This is a genomic window from Microbacterium sp. ZW T5_45, from assembly GCF_044987415.1.
In the GTDB taxonomy this organism is placed as follows: domain Bacteria; phylum Actinomycetota; class Actinomycetes; order Actinomycetales; family Microbacteriaceae; genus Microbacterium.
In genome coordinates, this window is the sequence record NZ_JBJDRJ010000060.1 from 1 (window position 1) to 15,635 (window position 15,635).

The following is a 15,635-nucleotide window of genomic DNA, read 5'->3' on the forward strand; positions in this document are numbered from 1 at the left end:
GCTCGGACGCGCCCACCGCGACCCGCGCGCGCCGAGCGGCCGTCCAGGCGCGGAGTCCTAGGCTGGATGCCGTGAGCGACTACATCGTGCGGCCGGCGCGCAGCGCCGACGTGATCGGCATCCGGAACCTGCTGCAGCCGATGGTCGAGAAGCGCATCCTCCTCGGCAAGGATCTCGCGGTCCTCTACGGCGCGGTACAGGAGTTCGTCGTCGCCGAAGCCGACGGCGAACTCATCGGATGCGGTGCGCTGCACGTGTTCTGGGAGGACCTCGGCGAGGTCCGCACGCTGCTCGTGAGCGACGCCTGGCTGCACCACGGTGTGGGCCGCGCGATCGTCGACCGGCTCGAGGAGAACGCCAAGACCCTCGGCCTCTCGCGGCTCTTCTGCCTCACGTTCGAAGTCGACTTCTTCGGGCGACGCGGCTACACCCCGATCGGTGAGCAGGTCGTCGACTCCGACGTCTACTCGCAGCTGCTGCGCAGCGGCGACGCCGGCGTCGAGGAGTTCCTCGACCTCGCGCACGTCAAGCCGAACACCCTCGGCAACACCCGGATGCTCAAGAGGCTCGGCTCGTGATCCGTCAGTCCGCCGCCGTCTACCGCCGACGGCGCATCGTCGTCCTCGGCGGCCTGCTCGTCGTGCTGGCGGCGATCGGCGTCGGAGTCTGGCTGCTGATCGCGCAGCCCTGGGCGGATGCTTCGGCGAAGCCTGCGCCCACCGAGAGCTCCACCTCGAGCCCGTCGCCGGACGCGACCGAGCCCACGCCCACCGCGTCCGAGGCGACTCCGACGACGGAACCGAGCGCCGACGCGACAGGTCCGGTCGCGTGCGAGGCACAGGACATCGTCGTCGAGGCGGTGTCGGACGCCGATTCCTACGATCCGGGCGTCCTGCCCCAGTTGTCGATCCGGCTGACGAACAATGGGCCCACCGACTGCACGATGGATGTCGGGTCGACGACCCAGGTGTTCACGGTGTCGAGCGGCGATGACGTGTGGTGGCGCTCCACCGACTGCCAGGAGAATCCGAGCAGCATGATCGTGACGCTCACGGCCGGCGCCACGGTCGAGAGCAAGACTCCCGTGACCTGGGACCGCACGCGGTCGAGCGTCGAGACCTGCGGAGAGGCGAACCGCCCACGAGCGACCGGCGGCGGAGCCTCGTACCACGTCGACGTGCAGATCGGCGGCTTCAGCTCGGCCGGGTCCAAGCAGATCCTGCTCAACTGAACGTCCGCTCAGCATCCGCTCCGACGATGCGCCCGCGGGCGACAGATGGCGATCTTTGGGATACCATTGACCTGACTCTCGGAGATATGCGGCGAACCAAGCCATCCCCAGTGGCGTCGAGATACAGCGTCCCCAGCGCTTCGACATCCGTCGCTCGAGAGTCATCCGGTCCTCTCGAGCACCCCAGTCCCCAATGCGGGTCTCGAGAGGGCCGCATTCGTTAAGCTGGCAGCATGGCAGCGAAGAGGGCGAAGAAGAAGCCGGCACCCGAGGAATTCCGATCGGATGCTCTCGCTCAGGCCCTCGAGAAGCAGGACATCGCCGCCGTCGCCCTCGCACTGCGCAACGGCACGACGGTGGTCCCGCTCGTGAAGCCCGGCGCCCGCGACAACCCCCTCGACTCGGGTGAGGTGTGGACGTACCGCGATCCGAGCAGCGGCGACCTCGCTCTGCTGCTGTTCAGCGACGCGAAGAACAAGCCCGAGAACCTGCCGCCGGGTGTCGGGATCTTCTCGGCGGCCTGGCTGCGGTCGTTCCTCGGCGCGCACCCGATCACGACGGTCTTCCTCGACATCGCCGGCCCGCATCCGATGCAGGCGTCTCCCGCCGACCTTCTCAAGGCTCTCGAGGCCTGACCAGCCGACTCAGAACGGCGGGATGTCGCCCTCGGGGCGGCGGGAACTGTCGCGCGCCCTCGCGTCGGCGAGCGCGGCGGCCACCGTCTTCGAGCGGTCGTCGATCACCTGCTCGTAGCCGAGCCGCGCGGCCTCCGAACGGCGCTGCGCCGCCTGGGTCACCGGGCGGACCTCACCGGCGAGGCTGAGCTCCCCGACCGCAGCGACGGTGCGCGGAACCCTGGCGTTCTGGATCGTCCCCGCCACGGCGAGGGCGATCGCGAGATCGGCGGCGGGCTCGGTGAACCGCACGCCGCCGACGGTCGAGACGTAGACGTCCTTGTCGGAGGTCGCGATCCCCGCCCGCCGTTCGAGGATGGCGAGGATCATCGCCACGCGTGACGAGTCGAGCCCGTGCACCACCCGGCGCGGGTTCGGAGCTGTGCTCTTGACCGTGAGCGCTTGCACCTCGACGGGCATCGCGCGGCGCCCTTCGAGGGCGATGGCTACGCAGGTGCCGGGCTCGGTCTCGCCCTGCGAGAGGAAGAGCCCAGAGGGGTCGGGAACCTCGGCGATGCCGTCGCCGTTCATCTCGAAGCATCCGACCTCGTCCGTCGGGCCGAACCGGTTCTTCAGCGCGCGCAGGAACCGCAGCGAAGTCTGCCGGTCGCCTTCGAAATGGCAGACGACGTCGACGAGGTGTTCGAGCACGCGGGGCCCGGCGACCTGGCCGTCCTTCGTGACGTGGCCGACGATGATGATCGGGATCGACCGTTCCTTCGCGACCCGGATCAGCGCGGCCGCCACCTCGCGCACCTGACTGGGCTGCCCTGCCGCGCCGTCGATCGTCGACGAGGCCACGGTCTGCACGGAGTCGACGATCACGAGCTGCGGCTGCACGGCGTCGATGTGCCCGAGCACGGTGCCGAGATCGGTCTCGCTCGCGAGGTAGAGCTCATCGTGCAGGGCGCCGGTGCGCTCGGCACGCAGCCGCACCTGCGCGGGGGACTCCTCGGCGCTCGCGTACAGCACGCGCCGGCCCGAGAACGCGGCCTTGGCCGCCACCTCGAGCAGCAGCGTCGACTTGCCGACGCCGGGTTCGCCGCTCAGCAGGATCGCCGCCCCGGGGACGATGCCACCGCCTAGCACGCGGTCGAACTCGGCGACGCCGCTCGTCCGGCGCGGAGCATCCGTCGTCGTGATCTGCGTGATCGGACGGGCCACGCGATCGGATGCCGGCACCACTGCCGTCACGCGCTGCAGGATGCCGGTCTGCGCCCCCTGCTCCTGCACGGTGCCCCATTGCTGGCACTCACCGCAGCGGCCCACCCACTTCGCGGTCGTCCACCCGCACTCGGTGCAGACGAAAGCGGGAGGTGCGGGTTTACGGGCGGCCATCACACCAGGCTAACGTCGGCGTCCGACACCGGGCCGACGAGCCCTCATACCGACCCGCTATCGCCGGAATCCGACATCCCTATCGCGGCGACGATTATTCACGGCCGAACCCGTTCAGGCCCGGTATTCCGCGGAACATAATGAAGACATGGCCACTGCCGGGCCCGTGTGCGGGCCGATCTCCAGCTACTCCAGAGTGCGCATCCTGCACCTGGTGCAGACCCGTTCCGACCGGACGATCGGCGAGCTGAGCGATGCCACAGGTCTCCACGCGAATACCGTGCGCGAGCACCTGCAGAGGCTGATCGACGGGGGTTATGTGATCGCGCAGACCGAGCACCGCACGGTCCGCGGACGCCCTCGCACCCTCTACAGCGCGGCCACCGGCGCTCCCGGGGCCTCCAGTCCCGTCGCCCGCGACAAGGCGAAGGCCGCGGCTGCTCGCGGAGATCTGCTCCGCCGGATCCTGCCCGCCGCGGCATCCGATCTCGGCCGGGACGCCGACGCCCAACTCGACGCTCTGATCGAACACCTGGAGGAGAGCGGCTTCGAGCCCGTCGTCGACGACGTGCAGCTCACGGTCGATCTCGCCCCGTGCCCGCATGCGGCGGCTCGTCCAGAAGACCGTCCCGTGCTGTGCCGGGTCCATCTCATTCTGATGCAGGGGGTGCTCGCCGAAGCCGGCGGCCCGCTCACCGCGGAGTGCGTGCGTGGTGAGACCGCATCGGAATGCACGGTTCAGCTGGGTGACCTTCGAGGAGTGACACATGGAATGGCTTGATCCGCTCGTCCTGAGCCGGTGGCAGTTCGGACTGACGACCGTCTACCACTACCTGTTCGTGCCGCTGACGATCGGCATGGTCTCGGTCACCGCGATCTTCCAGACCGCCTGGGTGCGCACCGGCAAGCTGCACTACCTGCACCTCACCCGCTTCTTCGGCAAGATCTTCCTCATCAACTTCGCCATGGGCGTCGTCACCGGCATCGTGCAGGAGTTCCAGTTCGGCATGAACTGGTCGGACTACTCGCGCTTCGTCGGCGACGTCTTCGGAGCTCCCCTCGCCTTCGAGGGACTCTTCGCCTTCTTCTTCGAGGCGACGTTCATCGGCCTGTGGATCTTCGGGTGGGACAAGCTGCCGAAGAAGCTGCACCTCGCCACCATCTGGTGCACCGCGATCGGCAGCATCCTGTCGGCGTACTTCATCATCGCCGCCAACGCGTTCATGCAGAACCCGGTCGGCTACGTCTACAACGCCGAGACCAACCGGGCGGAGCTCACCGACTTCTGGGCGCTGCTGACCAACCCCGTCGCGCTCGCCGCCTTTCCGCACACGATCTTCGGCGCCTTCATGTTCGCCGCCGGTGTCGTGATCTCGGTCTCGGCGTGGCACCTCTCTCGCGGCCAGCACCTGGACACCATGCGCATCTCGCTGAAGTTCGGGCTCTGGGCCATGATCATCTCGACCGCCGGCGTCATCCTCTCGGGCGATCAGCTCGGACTCGCGATGTACCAGGCGCAGCCGATGAAGATGGCAGCGGCCGAGGCGACGTTCAACACGGTCTGCGGCTACGACGCCTCGTTCAGCATCTTCACGCTGGGCACTCCGGACGGCAGCTCCGAGCTCTTCTCGATACGAGTGCCGTACCTGCTCTCGGTGCTCTCGACGCACTCCTTCGACGCCTGCGTGCACGGAATCGTCGACCTGAACGCCGAGTACGGCGCCACGTACGCCGACACCGGTCTCAGCGACTTCGCACCCATTCTCTGGGTGACCTACTGGGCGTTCCGCTGGATGATCGGCCTCGGCATCGCCTCGGCGCTCGTCGCCGTCGCCGGTCTCTGGTTGACCCGCAAGAACGCGAAGCCCCTGGCGCCGTGGATGTGGAAGCTCGCGATCTGGTCGTTCCCGCTCTCGCTCGCCGCCAACATCATGGGCTGGGTCTTCACCGAGATGGGCAGGCAGCCCTGGATCGTGTTCGGCCTCATGACCACGAAGGACGGCGTCTCGCCCGGAACCACCGGACTCGAGGTGCTGATCTCGCTCATCGCGTTCACCTCGATCTACGCCGCGCTCGCCGTGGTCGAGGTCCGCCTCATCATCAAGGCCGCGCAGAAGGGGCCCGACACCGAAGAGAAACCGCACGACGAGACGGCCCAGCTGTCGTCGGTCGTGTACTGAGAGCGGGGCACGCCATGGAATACATGTGGTTCTGGATCGTCGGCTTCTTCTTCGTCGGCTACTTCGTGCTCGACGGTTTCGACTTCGGGGTCGGCATGTCTCTGCCGTTCCTCGGCAAGAACGACGTCTCGCGCCGCCAGGTGATCAACACGATCGGCCCGGTGTGGGACCTCAACGAGACCTGGGTGATCGTCGCCGGCGCCTGCCTGTTCGCGTCGTTCCCGGAGTGGTACGCCACCCTGTTCAGCGGGTTTTACCTGCCGCTGCTCGCGATCCTGCTCGCGCTCATCCTGCGCGGCGTCTCGTTCGAGTACCGGCACCAGCGCGAGTCGCGGAAGTGGAAGCAGGGCTTCGACCGGATGATCGTGATCGGCTCCGCCGTGCCGGCGTTCCTCTGGGGCGTCGCCTTCGGCAACATCGTGCAGGGCGTGGCCATCGATGAGAACCACATCTACGTCGGTGGGCTGCTCGGACTGCTGAACCCCTATGCGATCCTCGTCGGTCTCACGACGTTGCTGCTGTTCTTCCTGCACGGCGTGCTCTTCGTCGCGCTGAAGACCGACGATCAGGTGCACGCGGATGCCCGCAGGCTGGCACGTCTTGCGGCGATCCCGACGATCCTCGCCGCCGCGGCGACCGTGGTCTGGACCATCGCGATGTCGGCGGGCCGCGAGGCGCCCTTGCTGTGGCTTGTGATCGGGTGCGGCGCGCTCGCCGCCCTGTCGCTCATCGGCGCCGTGGTCTTCTCGATGCGCGGACGAGACGGCTGGGCCTTCGCCTCAGGTGCGGTGACCGTGGCTGCCGCCGTCGTGATGCTGTTCGCCGCGCTGTTCCCGTTCGTGATGCCCTCGACGCTCGACCCCGCCTGGAGCCTGACGATCGAGAACGCGTCGAGCACGCCGTACACGCTCACGATCATGAGCTGGACCGCGCTCATCGCGATCCCGCTCGTGCTGCTCTACCAGGGGTGGACCTACTGGGTGTTCCGCAAGCGGGTGACCCGTCGGCACATCGAGGCGGCCCCCGCCCACTGACCGGCCGACTGATGGCCGGATGCCGCGGTGTAACGTCGATCAGGAGACTGCCGACGAGTGCGACCGGAGCGTGAGAGTGTGAAGCCCCTGGACCCTCGACTGCTGCGCTACGCGCGTGCGGCTCGCGGTTTCGTCGCGGCATCCGCTCTCATCGGCGTGGTGCAGACCGCGGTCACGATCGCGTTCGCCTGGATGCTGACGGATGCCGTCACCGGCGCACTCGCCGGACGCGACGTCACCTCGTCGCTGCTGTGGATGCTCGGACTCGCTGCCCTGCGCGGCGTGCTGATCGCGGCATCCGACGCCGCGGGCATGCGTTCGGCGGCCGCCACCGGAGCCCAGCTGCGGGCGGCGCTCGTCGCAGCAGTGGGGAGACTGGGCCCTGGATGGCTCGCGCAGCGCAACCGCACGGCGCTCGCCGTCACCGCGGGGCACGGGCTCGAGGCGCTCGACGCGTACTTCGCGCGCTACATCCCGCAGCTGGTCCTGACCGTGATCGCGACGCCCGTGATCGTCGCGGTGATGTGGTGGCAGGACTGGGCGAGCGGCCTCACCGCGATCGTCACGCTGCCGCTGATCCCCGTGTTCATGGTTCTGATCGGCATGGCGACCCGCACCGTGCAGCGCCGGCAGTGGCAGACACTGCAGACGCTCGCCACCCGGTTCGCCGACACCGTGCAGGGACTCTCGACGCTGCGACTGTTCGGTCGCGACCGTCGCGCGGCCGACCGGATCGAGGCGACGGCCGACGAGTACCGCCGCGAGACGATGAAGGTGCTGCGCTTCTCGTTCCTCTCGGGATTCGCGCTCGAGCTGCTGTCGTCGCTCGCCGTCGCGCTGATCGCCGTGGCCGTCGGATTCCGGCTGCTGTCGGGGGACATGTCGCTCGAGGTCGGACTGTTCGTGCTGCTGCTCGCCCCCGAGGCGTTCCTGCCGATCCGCCAGGTCGGGGTGCAGTTCCACGCGGCCGCCGAGGGCGTCGCGGCCACGGAGGACGTGTTCGCGGTGCTCGATGAGGCCCGGGGTGCCGCCCGGTCGTCGAGCGAGGAGCGCAGCGACGAGATGAAACGCCCCGTTGGAACCCGGTCGTTGAGCGAGCGTAGCGAGACGAAACGCCCCGCGGACGGAACCCGGTCGTTGAGCGAGCGTAGCGAGACGAAACGCCCCGCAGACGGAACTCGGTCGTTGAGCGAGCGTAGCGAGACGAAACGCCCCGCATCCGATCGCGGCTCGCTGACGGTGACGGACCTCCGCGTGCGGGACCTCCCGCCTGTGTCGTTCGAGGCCACCCCCGGAACCGTCACTCTCATCGAAGGACCGAGCGGTGCGGGCAAGTCGAGCCTGCTGGCCGCGCTCCGCGGAGCGACCGCGTTCGAGGGTTCGGCGGCGGTCGGCGGCACCGATGTGCGCGAGCTCAGCCCGGCCGACTGGCTCGCCTGGGCGGGGCAGCGGCCGCAGCTCTCGCGTGGCACGGTCGCCGCGAACGTCGCCCTCGGTGATCCAGAGCCCGACGCCGACGGCATCCGCGCCGCGCTCGCCGCGGCCTGCGCCGACGGCATCGACGCCGACCTGGAACTCGGCGTGCAGGGGAGCGGGCTGTCCGGAGGGCAGGCGCAGCGCGTCGCCGTGGCCCGGGCGCTGTACCGACATGCACGCGGGGCCGACCGTGTGCTCGCGCTCGACGAGCCGTCGAGCGCGCTCGACGCCGACACCGAGGAACGGTTGTGGGCATCGGTGCGGCAGATCGCGGATGCCGGAGCCACCGTGCTCCTCGTCTCGCACCGCCGGTCGGCCCGGGGAATCGCGGATCAGGTCGTGGAGCTGGGGGTGCACGCGTGAGCGGGGTGTCGGTGCGCGAGGTGCTGCTCTCGGCGCAGCCGCCGGTGCGGAGGTTCCTGCCCGGGTTGATCTGGGGCGTGCTCTCGGCGACCGCTGCGGTGAGCCTGCTCGCGGTGAGCGGCTGGCTGATCGTCAGCGCCTCGATCGTCGACTCGCTCGTGCCGCTGTCGGTTGCTGTCGTCGGCGTGCGGTTCTTCGCGGTGTCACGCGCGGTGACCCGTTACCTGGAACGGCTCACCGGGCATGATGCGGCGCTGCGACAGCTGGCGCGCACGCGCTCGGATCTGGTGCGGAGGCTGACGCCGCTGTCGCCCGCCGGCCTTGGGCGCACCGACCATGGCCGCGTGCTGTCGGCCCTCGTCGACGATGTCGAGAACCTGCAGAATCTGCCGCTGCGGGTGGTGCAGCCTCTCGGCGTTGCCGGTGTCGTCGCGGTGGGCGCCGTCGCGGTGGTCGCGCTGATCTCGCCCAGCGCCGCGCTCGCCCTCGCGCTGTGCCTGCTGCTCGCAGCCCTCGCGGCGATCGGGCTGGGCTGGGTGTTCGGCTCCCGCGCGGAGAGCGTGGTCTCATCGCACCGCGCCGAGGTGTCGGCGGCTCTCGTCGACTACTACGGCAACCTCGACGTGCTGCTCGCCTACGGTGCCGAGACGCAGGCGCAGGACCGCATCGCCGCGGCGGATCGGGTGCTGCGGCGCGCGGTCTCGCGGGCGTCGCTGGCGCAGGCGATCGCCGCCGGCGTGGTCTCGCTGGCCGCGGGCGCAGCATCCGTCTGGGCCATCGCGGCAGCGTCGCCCGCACTCGTGACCGGAGGCATCGACGGCCCCTGGCTCGCGGTCGTCGTGCTCGTGCCCATGGTGGTGTTCGAGATCTTCGGCGCCGTGCCGATCGCGGCCGCATCATGGCGGAGCGTGCGGTCGAGCGCGACGCGGATCTCGTCGACGCTGCCGGAGGAGTTCCCGGCCGAGCTGCGGACGGATGACGGAACGGATGCCGAGTTCGACGCCGTTCCCGCGGTGCGCCTGCGTGGTGTCCGAGCATCCTGGCCCGGTGGCGCCGTCGCGTTCGCCGGCGTCGATCTGGACCTCGCGCCGGGGGAGCGGGTGCTCGTGTCGGGTCCGAGCGGAGCGGGCAAGAGCTCGCTGGCCGCGGCGCTCGTCGGGTTCCTGCGGGTCGAGGGCGAGTACACGGTCGGCGGGGTCGCCGCCTCGTCGATGTCAGGTGCGTCGCTGCGGCGTACGATCGGACTCTGCGAGCAGGCTCCGCAGTTGTTCGACGAGGACATCCGACAGAACCTGCTGTTCGCCCGCGACTCGGCGACGGACGCCGAACTGCTCGAGGTGCTCGATCGCGTCGGTCTCGCCGAATGGGCCGAGCAGCGCGGCGGGTTGGATGCGAGGGTCGGCGATCGCGGCGCTCTGGTCTCGGGTGGACAGGCGCAGCGGCTCGCGCTGGCGCGGGCTCTGCTGCGCGGCTTCCCGGTGCTGGTGCTGGATGAACCGACAGCCGGTGTGGATCCGGATGCGTCGGATGCTCTGCTTCGCGACCTGCTGGGAGCGGCGGGCGAGCAGTCGGTGCTGCTCATCTCGCACGTCGCGCCGCCGTCGGGCTCGGTGGACCGGGTGGTGCGGATCGAGGGCGGCCGCACTCTCGGAGGTTGACCGGGCGGTCCCCGTCGGTCGTTGAGCGAGCGAAGCGAGACGAAACGTCTGGGGCGGGGCGTTTCGTCACTTCGTCTCGCTGCGCTCGCTCAGTACGGCGCTCGTCGCTCAACGACCGGGTGTCCTTCTTCCGGTCGTTGAGCGAGCGAAGCGAGACGAAACGTCACCGTGCGGCCAGCTCGTCGCTGCGCTCCTCGCTCAACGACCGAGTGGACTGTTCTCAGCGCGCCAGATCGACCGGGGGTTCCATGACGACGCCCATCGCCTCGAACGCCCTGCGGCGCTCCTCGATGCGGCGGTGCAGCTCGAGCTGCGCGGCATCCACGAATTCCGGATCGAGCTCGATCGTCTCCGGATGCGGGTCACCGTTGTTCGCCGCGATGTAGGCGTCCAGCTCGGGACCTGACGTCCACGAGGTGATGAGAGCGAAGCGTGGCGCGACGCCGCGATGCCACACCGCGTGCCAGAAGCGCTGGGTGTCGACGATGATGCGCGATCCTTCGCGCAGCGGCAGGCGGATCTCGGTCGCCGGGTCGAACCGGTCGGTGCGCAGGATCAGCATCGAGTCGGAGTCGTCGGTGAGGTTGTAGTAACCGCGGACGACCCAGCCGGTGCCCTCGTCGTTGAGGCGGTTGTTGTCGTCCTGGTGCAGGTTGTAGATCGCGTCCGCATACTCGTTGGGCTGCAGTTCGATGACGCGGCACCGCCCGATCGGGGCTCCGGGCTCGAGGGCACGACGCTGCAGAACGGGCGCGAGAGCGACCTGCGATTCGACCCAGACGCCGTCCTTGTCGGTGCGCGGAGGGGTGTGGTTCCAGAATCCGTTGCACTCGAGGTCGCCGGCGTAACTCGCGAGCGGCGCGAAGCGGGTGATGCCCGACGAACGCCAGGGGACGTACTCGAGGTCGAGCCATTCGGCCGGGTCGGCGGCCTGGTCGTGGTCGTCGAGGACGACGTATCCGGTCTCGGCGAGTGCCTCGGAGGTGATGAATCCCATGCCGCGTCCTTCCGTCGGGGGTGTCGCTGAGGTAATCCTAACTCGCCAGATTCCCGGCGTCAGGGGCGGATGCCGGAGATAACCCGGGAGCCGACGCCCGCAGCATCCGTTGGCATCTGCGCCCGTCGTCTCCGACCGGCGCAGCATCCGCCGACGCCCCCGCGCATGCGCGTGAATCAGTGGGGGTGTCGTAGCTCAGCGGGGGCGTCGATAGGCCCGAGCGGCGACCTCGGCGCGCCGCATCCATCTCGATTCGCGCACGGGCACGCGGTGTCGTAAGCTAGTCCGCGGTGACGTGTCCGAGCGGCCGAAGGTGCAACTCTCGAAAAGTTGTGTAGGGTAACCCCCTACCGTGGGTTCAAATCCCACCGTCACCGCCATGGAAGCCCCCGAGAAATCGGGGGTTTTTCCGTATCCGGATGACCTCTCGCGTAGATCCCTAGTAGTACTTGGTTAGGTTGGTCCGGCGCGTTGGCAGTAGGGGCAGCAGCTGAGGAGACGGATGACCGCGGTTTGGAGTTCGCGAAGGATCTCGTAGAAGGTCAGGCTGCCCCTGCCGCTTTTGGGTCGGCGGTCAGGCGCTGGAGTGTGACGAAGAGATGAGCGGCGGTCACGAGCGTGACGTGGTGGTGCCAGCCTGGCCAGGTGCGTCCTTCGAAGTGGTCCAGGCCGAGGCCGTGTTTGAGTTCGCGGTAGTCGTGCTCGATGCGCCACCGGATCTTCCCGAGCCGCACCAACTCGGCGATCGGTGTGGTCTCGGGGAGTGTCGAGAGCCAGTAGTCGGTGGGCTCCGACTCGTCGTGTGCCCATTCGACCAGCAGCCAGCATTCGGGCAGCGACCCGTCGGCGTGACGGGGAATGTTCCGATTCGCCGGGCGGACTCTGCGAGCGGCAAATCGGCTGGTCATCGTCCCTTTGGAGCCTTGCCGCCAGGACACCTCCTCGAACGCCTCACCCGGCAGCGCCGCCGCGTAGCTCTTTGCCTGGACCGGGTCGCTCTGGTAACTCGGCTGCGTGGCCGGCCGGCCTGGTCGGCCCGTCGGGGTGGGGATCTCAAACCTGGCCGCGGCATCGTGCACACTCGTGGATGACTTGACCTGCACAACATACGGGATCGCGCGCTCGGTCAGCCCGGTGCGGAAGTGTCCGATCTCGCCGTAGCCGGCGTCACCGACCATCACCGGCGGGGCGAGTCTCCACGTGCGAAGTTCGTCGATCATCTCCAACGCGAGCTCCCACTTCGGTCGGTGGCGGACGGTGTCGGGGATCTGTGCCTTGACCCGACGAGCGGCAACCAACTCGGCATGCTCGTTGGTCTCCGAACAAGTCTCATCCCATCCCTCGGGGAGGAACAGCCGCCAATCCAACGGACACGACGCAGCGTCAGTGACCGCATGGATCGAGACGCCGATCTGCACGTTCCCGACTTTCCCGATCGTGCCCGAGTACTGACGCGCGACCCCCGGAGAGGCGGGTCCGTCTTTGACGAACCCGGTGTCATCGACCACCCACGCCTCCGGCGCGATCAGCGAGACAGCCTTGCGGGCGAGTTGGCGGCGGACCGGCTCGACCTGCCACGGCGATGAGGACACGAACTGCTGCAACTGCTGGTAATCGACCCCGAGCCGATCGCCCATCGGCTGCATCGACTTCCGCCGCCCCTCCAACATCAGCCCCTGCAGATACAAGCTGCCCTTCGACCGCTGATCCTTCCGCGAAAGCGACGCGAACACCTCGCCAACGAACCCATCCAACTCACTGCGCACCCGCTCGATCTCATCCGCTCGCACGCCGCGAGGTTAACAGTCTCCGCGACCATTAACAAAACCTAACCAAGTACTACTAGTGGACGACGCGAATTGAGCGGGGGCGAAATGCAACTGGTGACGGATGGCGATCCGTGTCGTTTCGCGCAGATTTGGCCGAGCGCCGCGACGGGCGACTGGGTGGTGCGCGAGGGCACGCTCGGACGCGCGGGCTCCGTTCGGGAGACGGGCATGAATCCGGAGTCGACTCCGATCGATCAGCTCGCCGCCCCGTACCTCGATAAGGGGTTCATCGAGGTCGATGACGACGGACGTGACGTCGTCGTCATCCAGTTCCCGATGCGCAACAGCGCCTACGACTGCCGCCTCATCGAACGGGCCACGGAATGGCTCGACGTCTTCCTCGACGAGCGTGGGCTCGGATTCGTCGACGGTCACGACCGCGGTGCGCGGGCCGGCGACGGCAAGATCGTCATCAATATCTTCGCTCGCGTCGTCGACGGTGAGCTGGGCGCGACGGCTGGCATGGCCGCTTCGCGGAAAGGGGCAGCGGACGCCGCACATGCCACCATCGCCCACCACGCTGCGGATGCGGACGACTGGACGCTCCGCTACGAGCGCACTTCTGGAAAGCTGCCCGGCGCCTTCCGTGTCTGAAACGACTCCCGCTCCGAACCGATCAGCTCGCCGCGGAACGTCGACGGCTGCGCGCCCCGTCCACGGATGCTTCGGGCTAGCGCCTGACGCGCGCCCGCGTCCGAGCCACGCTCGACAGCGTCGCCTGCACCGGCGTCCCCAGGTACAGACCGAGCGATGCGCCGGAGGCGAGCCCGATGCCGATCACCGCGGCGTCGACGAGCGAACCCCCGATGCCGAGCATCACGGTCGAACTCCCCGACGCATGCACCATCTCGAGCAACCCCTGGAACACGGCGACGCCGGGAACCAGGGGGACGATCGCCGCGGTGGTCACCGCGACCGAGGGCACATGCATCCGTCGTGCGAGCAGCATCCCGACGAAGCTCGCGAGCAGAGCACCGATCGCGCTCGCCGCCGCCGGATGCAACTGCACCGCGACACCGCCCGTGTACCCGGCCAGCGTGACTGCACTGAGGAGTGCGCTGACGAGGATGATCCGGATGCCGGCGCCGTTGAACACCGCGACCGATACGGCGATGATGATCGCGCCGATGACCTGGCTCGGGAGAGGACCGAACGGAGCGGGATCGTCGGGGAGATCCATCGTGAATCCGAGGACGCCGCCGAGTTCCAGCCCGACGAGGATGCCGATCACCACTCCGAGCGTCTGCATGGTCAGATCGAGGATGCGTCCGCCCGCCGTCAGGGCGAAACCGTCGATCGCGTCCTGTGCCGCCCCGACCACGGTCAGCCCGGCGAGCATCAGCACGATGCCGGACGCGACGATGATCGACGGACGGATGCCGACGAAGGGCTCGATCCCTGCGGCCCCGAGCGCGGATACGGCGACGGCGACAGCGGTGGTCACGAAGCCTCCCGCGATCTGACTGAAGAACAGGGGGACGCGCAGCCGCGCGAGACCCGCCTGGGTGAGAGCGGCGCTCAGTGCGGCGACGAAGGTGAGGCCGACGATGAGTGGCGAGGCCCCGAGCATGATGCTCACGCCGACGGCGAGCAGGGCGCGGGCGATCACGACGACCGGCTGCTGATAGCGGAAGGGCACGCGACGGATGGCACGGAAAGCCGTACGAGCGGAGTCGAGGTCGAGGCCGTCTTCGATGTCGGCGACCAGCGCCTGCACCCGCTGCAGCTTGGCGTGATCGGGTGCGGCGACACGGACGACGCGCACCAGCGTCTCGGGCCAGACCTCACCGCTGAGGTGGAAGGAGACGGTGATCGAGTTGTAGGTGACGTCGACCTGCACGTCGCGCATCCCGTACGCGGTGCACACGCGCGTGATCGCGAGAGTGACGTCGTGGGCCGATGCTCCGATCGCGAACATGGACTCGCCGATGCGCGTGGCGAGGTCGAGCACCCGCGGAACGGTGCGCTCGTCGATCAGAGGCAGAGCCTCGGTATGCGCGACGGACGACGGGTCCGTGTGGACGATTCTCTGGACGGTGGCGAGCAGTCGCCGCGGGGATCTCGGGGACACGTCCTCCATTCTCTGCGGGGACGTCACCTGCGTCGGGAGGACGCTCGCGCGCCCTCGGATGCCGTCACATCCGCGGAAACTCGGGGTGAACGGCGGACGACACGCCCGGGGCGAAGGCATGGATTTGCCAGAACCCGGGATCCCGCGTAACTTATTACTTGTTCGCCCCACAGGGAAGCGGAGAGGCCGAGAGCCTCACCCCCCTCAAGCGGAGAACCACCTCCACTCGATCAGCTTCTCGGAGCAGATCGGAAACACACTTCTGTGTGAAGTGGAGCTTCTCACTCCTGAAGATGTCGATTTGACAGCCGGACGGAATGAGATAAGCTAGTCGAGTTGCCTCGGCGCGGTAAGCGCCTGGTGATGCGAATAGCTTCCCGCTTCTCCGACATGTCGATTTGACAGACTGAGAGAGACGGATAAGATTGTGAAGTTGCCCTTCGGGCCTGGTTGTGATGACTGGGTCGGGGGAGCGTCCGATCCTTGAGAACTCAACAGCGTGCACTTGTCAAATGCCAAATAACCTCGATTCAGTTTCGGCTGGATGAGATTCCTTTGGATCAAAGACCAGCTCCTTTCGGGGGGTTGGCAACGGATAGTCAGCAATGAATATCTCTTTGGTCAGCATCAAACTCGCTGCGGTCATCGTTTTCCCGATGGTTGTATGCATTTCTTTTTTACGGAGAGTTTGATCCTGGCTCAGGATGAACGCTGGCGGCGTGCTTAACACATGCAAGTCGAACGGTGAAGCCCAGCTTGCTGGGTGGATCAGTGGCGAACGGGT

Annotated in this window: 13 protein-coding genes, 1 tRNA gene and 1 rRNA gene; 11 read left to right on the plus strand and 4 right to left on the minus strand. The window is 68.0% G+C overall.

From position 1 onward, the window contains the following. Window positions 1-71: 71 nt before the first annotated feature. The 3 genes from ACI3KS_RS18665 to ACI3KS_RS18675 all read left to right on the plus strand — a co-directional run bounded on the left by ACI3KS_RS18665 (window position 72) and on the right by ACI3KS_RS18675 (window position 1,866). Window positions 72-578 (plus strand): amino-acid N-acetyltransferase, encoded by a 507-nt coding sequence (locus ACI3KS_RS18665; protein WP_404920052.1) that lies wholly within the window; start codon window positions 72-74, stop codon window positions 576-578. Further along, a complete protein-coding gene (locus ACI3KS_RS18670; protein WP_404920041.1) occupies window positions 575-1,231 on the plus strand; it encodes a hypothetical protein in 657 nt (218 codons plus the stop codon). Before ACI3KS_RS18665 ends, ACI3KS_RS18670 begins: the two co-directional genes overlap by 4 nt. Window positions 1,232-1,464: 233 nt before the next feature. Beyond that, the gene (locus tag ACI3KS_RS18675) at window positions 1,465-1,866 is read left to right on the plus strand and encodes a dehydrogenase (protein WP_404920042.1); all 402 of its coding nucleotides are present in this window, start codon (window positions 1,465-1,467) and stop codon (window positions 1,864-1,866) included. Window positions 1,867-1,875: 9 nt separating this feature from the next. Here ACI3KS_RS18675 and radA read toward each other — a convergent pair whose 3' ends face one another. Then, window positions 1,876-3,243 carry a DNA repair protein RadA gene (gene radA / locus ACI3KS_RS18680; protein ID WP_404920043.1) on the minus strand — a complete coding sequence of 456 codons (1,368 nt, stop codon included), beginning with the start codon at window positions 3,241-3,243 and terminating at the stop codon, window positions 1,876-1,878. 148 nt (window positions 3,244-3,391) lie between these two features. Here radA and ACI3KS_RS18685 point away from each other — a divergent pair, with 148 nt between their 5' ends. The 5 genes from ACI3KS_RS18685 (at window position 3,392) to cydC (ending at window position 9,954) form a co-directional block, all read left to right on the plus strand. Then, window positions 3,392-4,024: a helix-turn-helix transcriptional regulator gene (locus tag ACI3KS_RS18685; protein WP_404920044.1), complete on the plus strand. Its 633-nt coding sequence runs from the start codon at window positions 3,392-3,394 to the stop codon at window positions 4,022-4,024. Next, window positions 4,011-5,423, plus strand: a complete 1,413-nt coding sequence (locus ACI3KS_RS18690) for a cytochrome ubiquinol oxidase subunit I (protein WP_404920045.1) — start codon at window positions 4,011-4,013, stop codon at window positions 5,421-5,423. The genes ACI3KS_RS18685 and ACI3KS_RS18690 overlap by 14 nt, the downstream gene beginning before the upstream one ends. A 14-nt stretch (window positions 5,424-5,437) precedes the next feature. Next, window positions 5,438-6,457, plus strand: coding sequence for a cytochrome d ubiquinol oxidase subunit II (cydB, locus tag ACI3KS_RS18695; protein ID WP_404920046.1), 1,020 nt, complete (start codon window positions 5,438-5,440; stop codon window positions 6,455-6,457). Between the two features lie 78 nt (window positions 6,458-6,535). After that, window positions 6,536-8,296: a thiol reductant ABC exporter subunit CydD gene (gene cydD / locus ACI3KS_RS18700; RefSeq protein ID WP_404920047.1), complete on the plus strand. Its 1,761-nt coding sequence runs from the start codon at window positions 6,536-6,538 to the stop codon at window positions 8,294-8,296. A gap of 5 nt (window positions 8,297-8,301) precedes the next feature. Further along, window positions 8,302-9,954, plus strand: a complete 1,653-nt coding sequence (gene cydC / locus ACI3KS_RS18705; protein WP_404920053.1) for a thiol reductant ABC exporter subunit CydC — start codon at window positions 8,302-8,304, stop codon at window positions 9,952-9,954. 220 nt (window positions 9,955-10,174) lie between these two features. Here cydC and ACI3KS_RS18710 read toward each other — a convergent pair whose 3' ends face one another. Next, entirely contained in the window at window positions 10,175-10,951 is a 777-nt protein-coding gene (locus ACI3KS_RS18710; RefSeq protein WP_404920048.1) for a hypothetical protein, read from the minus strand. Window positions 10,952-11,240: 289 nt separating this feature from the next. Here ACI3KS_RS18710 and ACI3KS_RS18715 point away from each other — a divergent pair. After that, a tRNA-Ser gene (locus tag ACI3KS_RS18715) sits at window positions 11,241-11,331 on the plus strand. A 162-nt stretch (window positions 11,332-11,493) separates the two neighbouring features. Here ACI3KS_RS18715 and ACI3KS_RS18720 read toward each other — a convergent pair. Then, entirely contained in the window at window positions 11,494-12,741 is a 1,248-nt protein-coding gene (locus ACI3KS_RS18720) for an IS701 family transposase (RefSeq protein WP_404920049.1), read from the minus strand. Between the two features lie 207 nt (window positions 12,742-12,948). Between ACI3KS_RS18720 and ACI3KS_RS18725 the strand changes: the two genes are divergently transcribed. Then, window positions 12,949-13,374, plus strand: a complete 426-nt coding sequence (locus ACI3KS_RS18725) for a hypothetical protein (protein WP_404920050.1) — start codon at window positions 12,949-12,951, stop codon at window positions 13,372-13,374. Window positions 13,375-13,450: 76 nt separating this feature from the next. On the opposite strand, the gene ACI3KS_RS18730 is transcribed toward ACI3KS_RS18725, so the two are convergent. Beyond that, window positions 13,451-14,851 (minus strand): threonine/serine exporter ThrE family protein, encoded by a 1,401-nt coding sequence (locus ACI3KS_RS18730; RefSeq protein ID WP_404920051.1) that lies wholly within the window; start codon window positions 14,849-14,851, stop codon window positions 13,451-13,453. Window positions 14,852-15,527: 676 nt separating this feature from the next. Between ACI3KS_RS18730 and ACI3KS_RS18735 the strand changes: the two genes are divergently transcribed. Continuing rightward, a 16S ribosomal RNA gene (locus ACI3KS_RS18735) occupies window positions 15,528-15,635 on the plus strand; the annotation flags it as partial.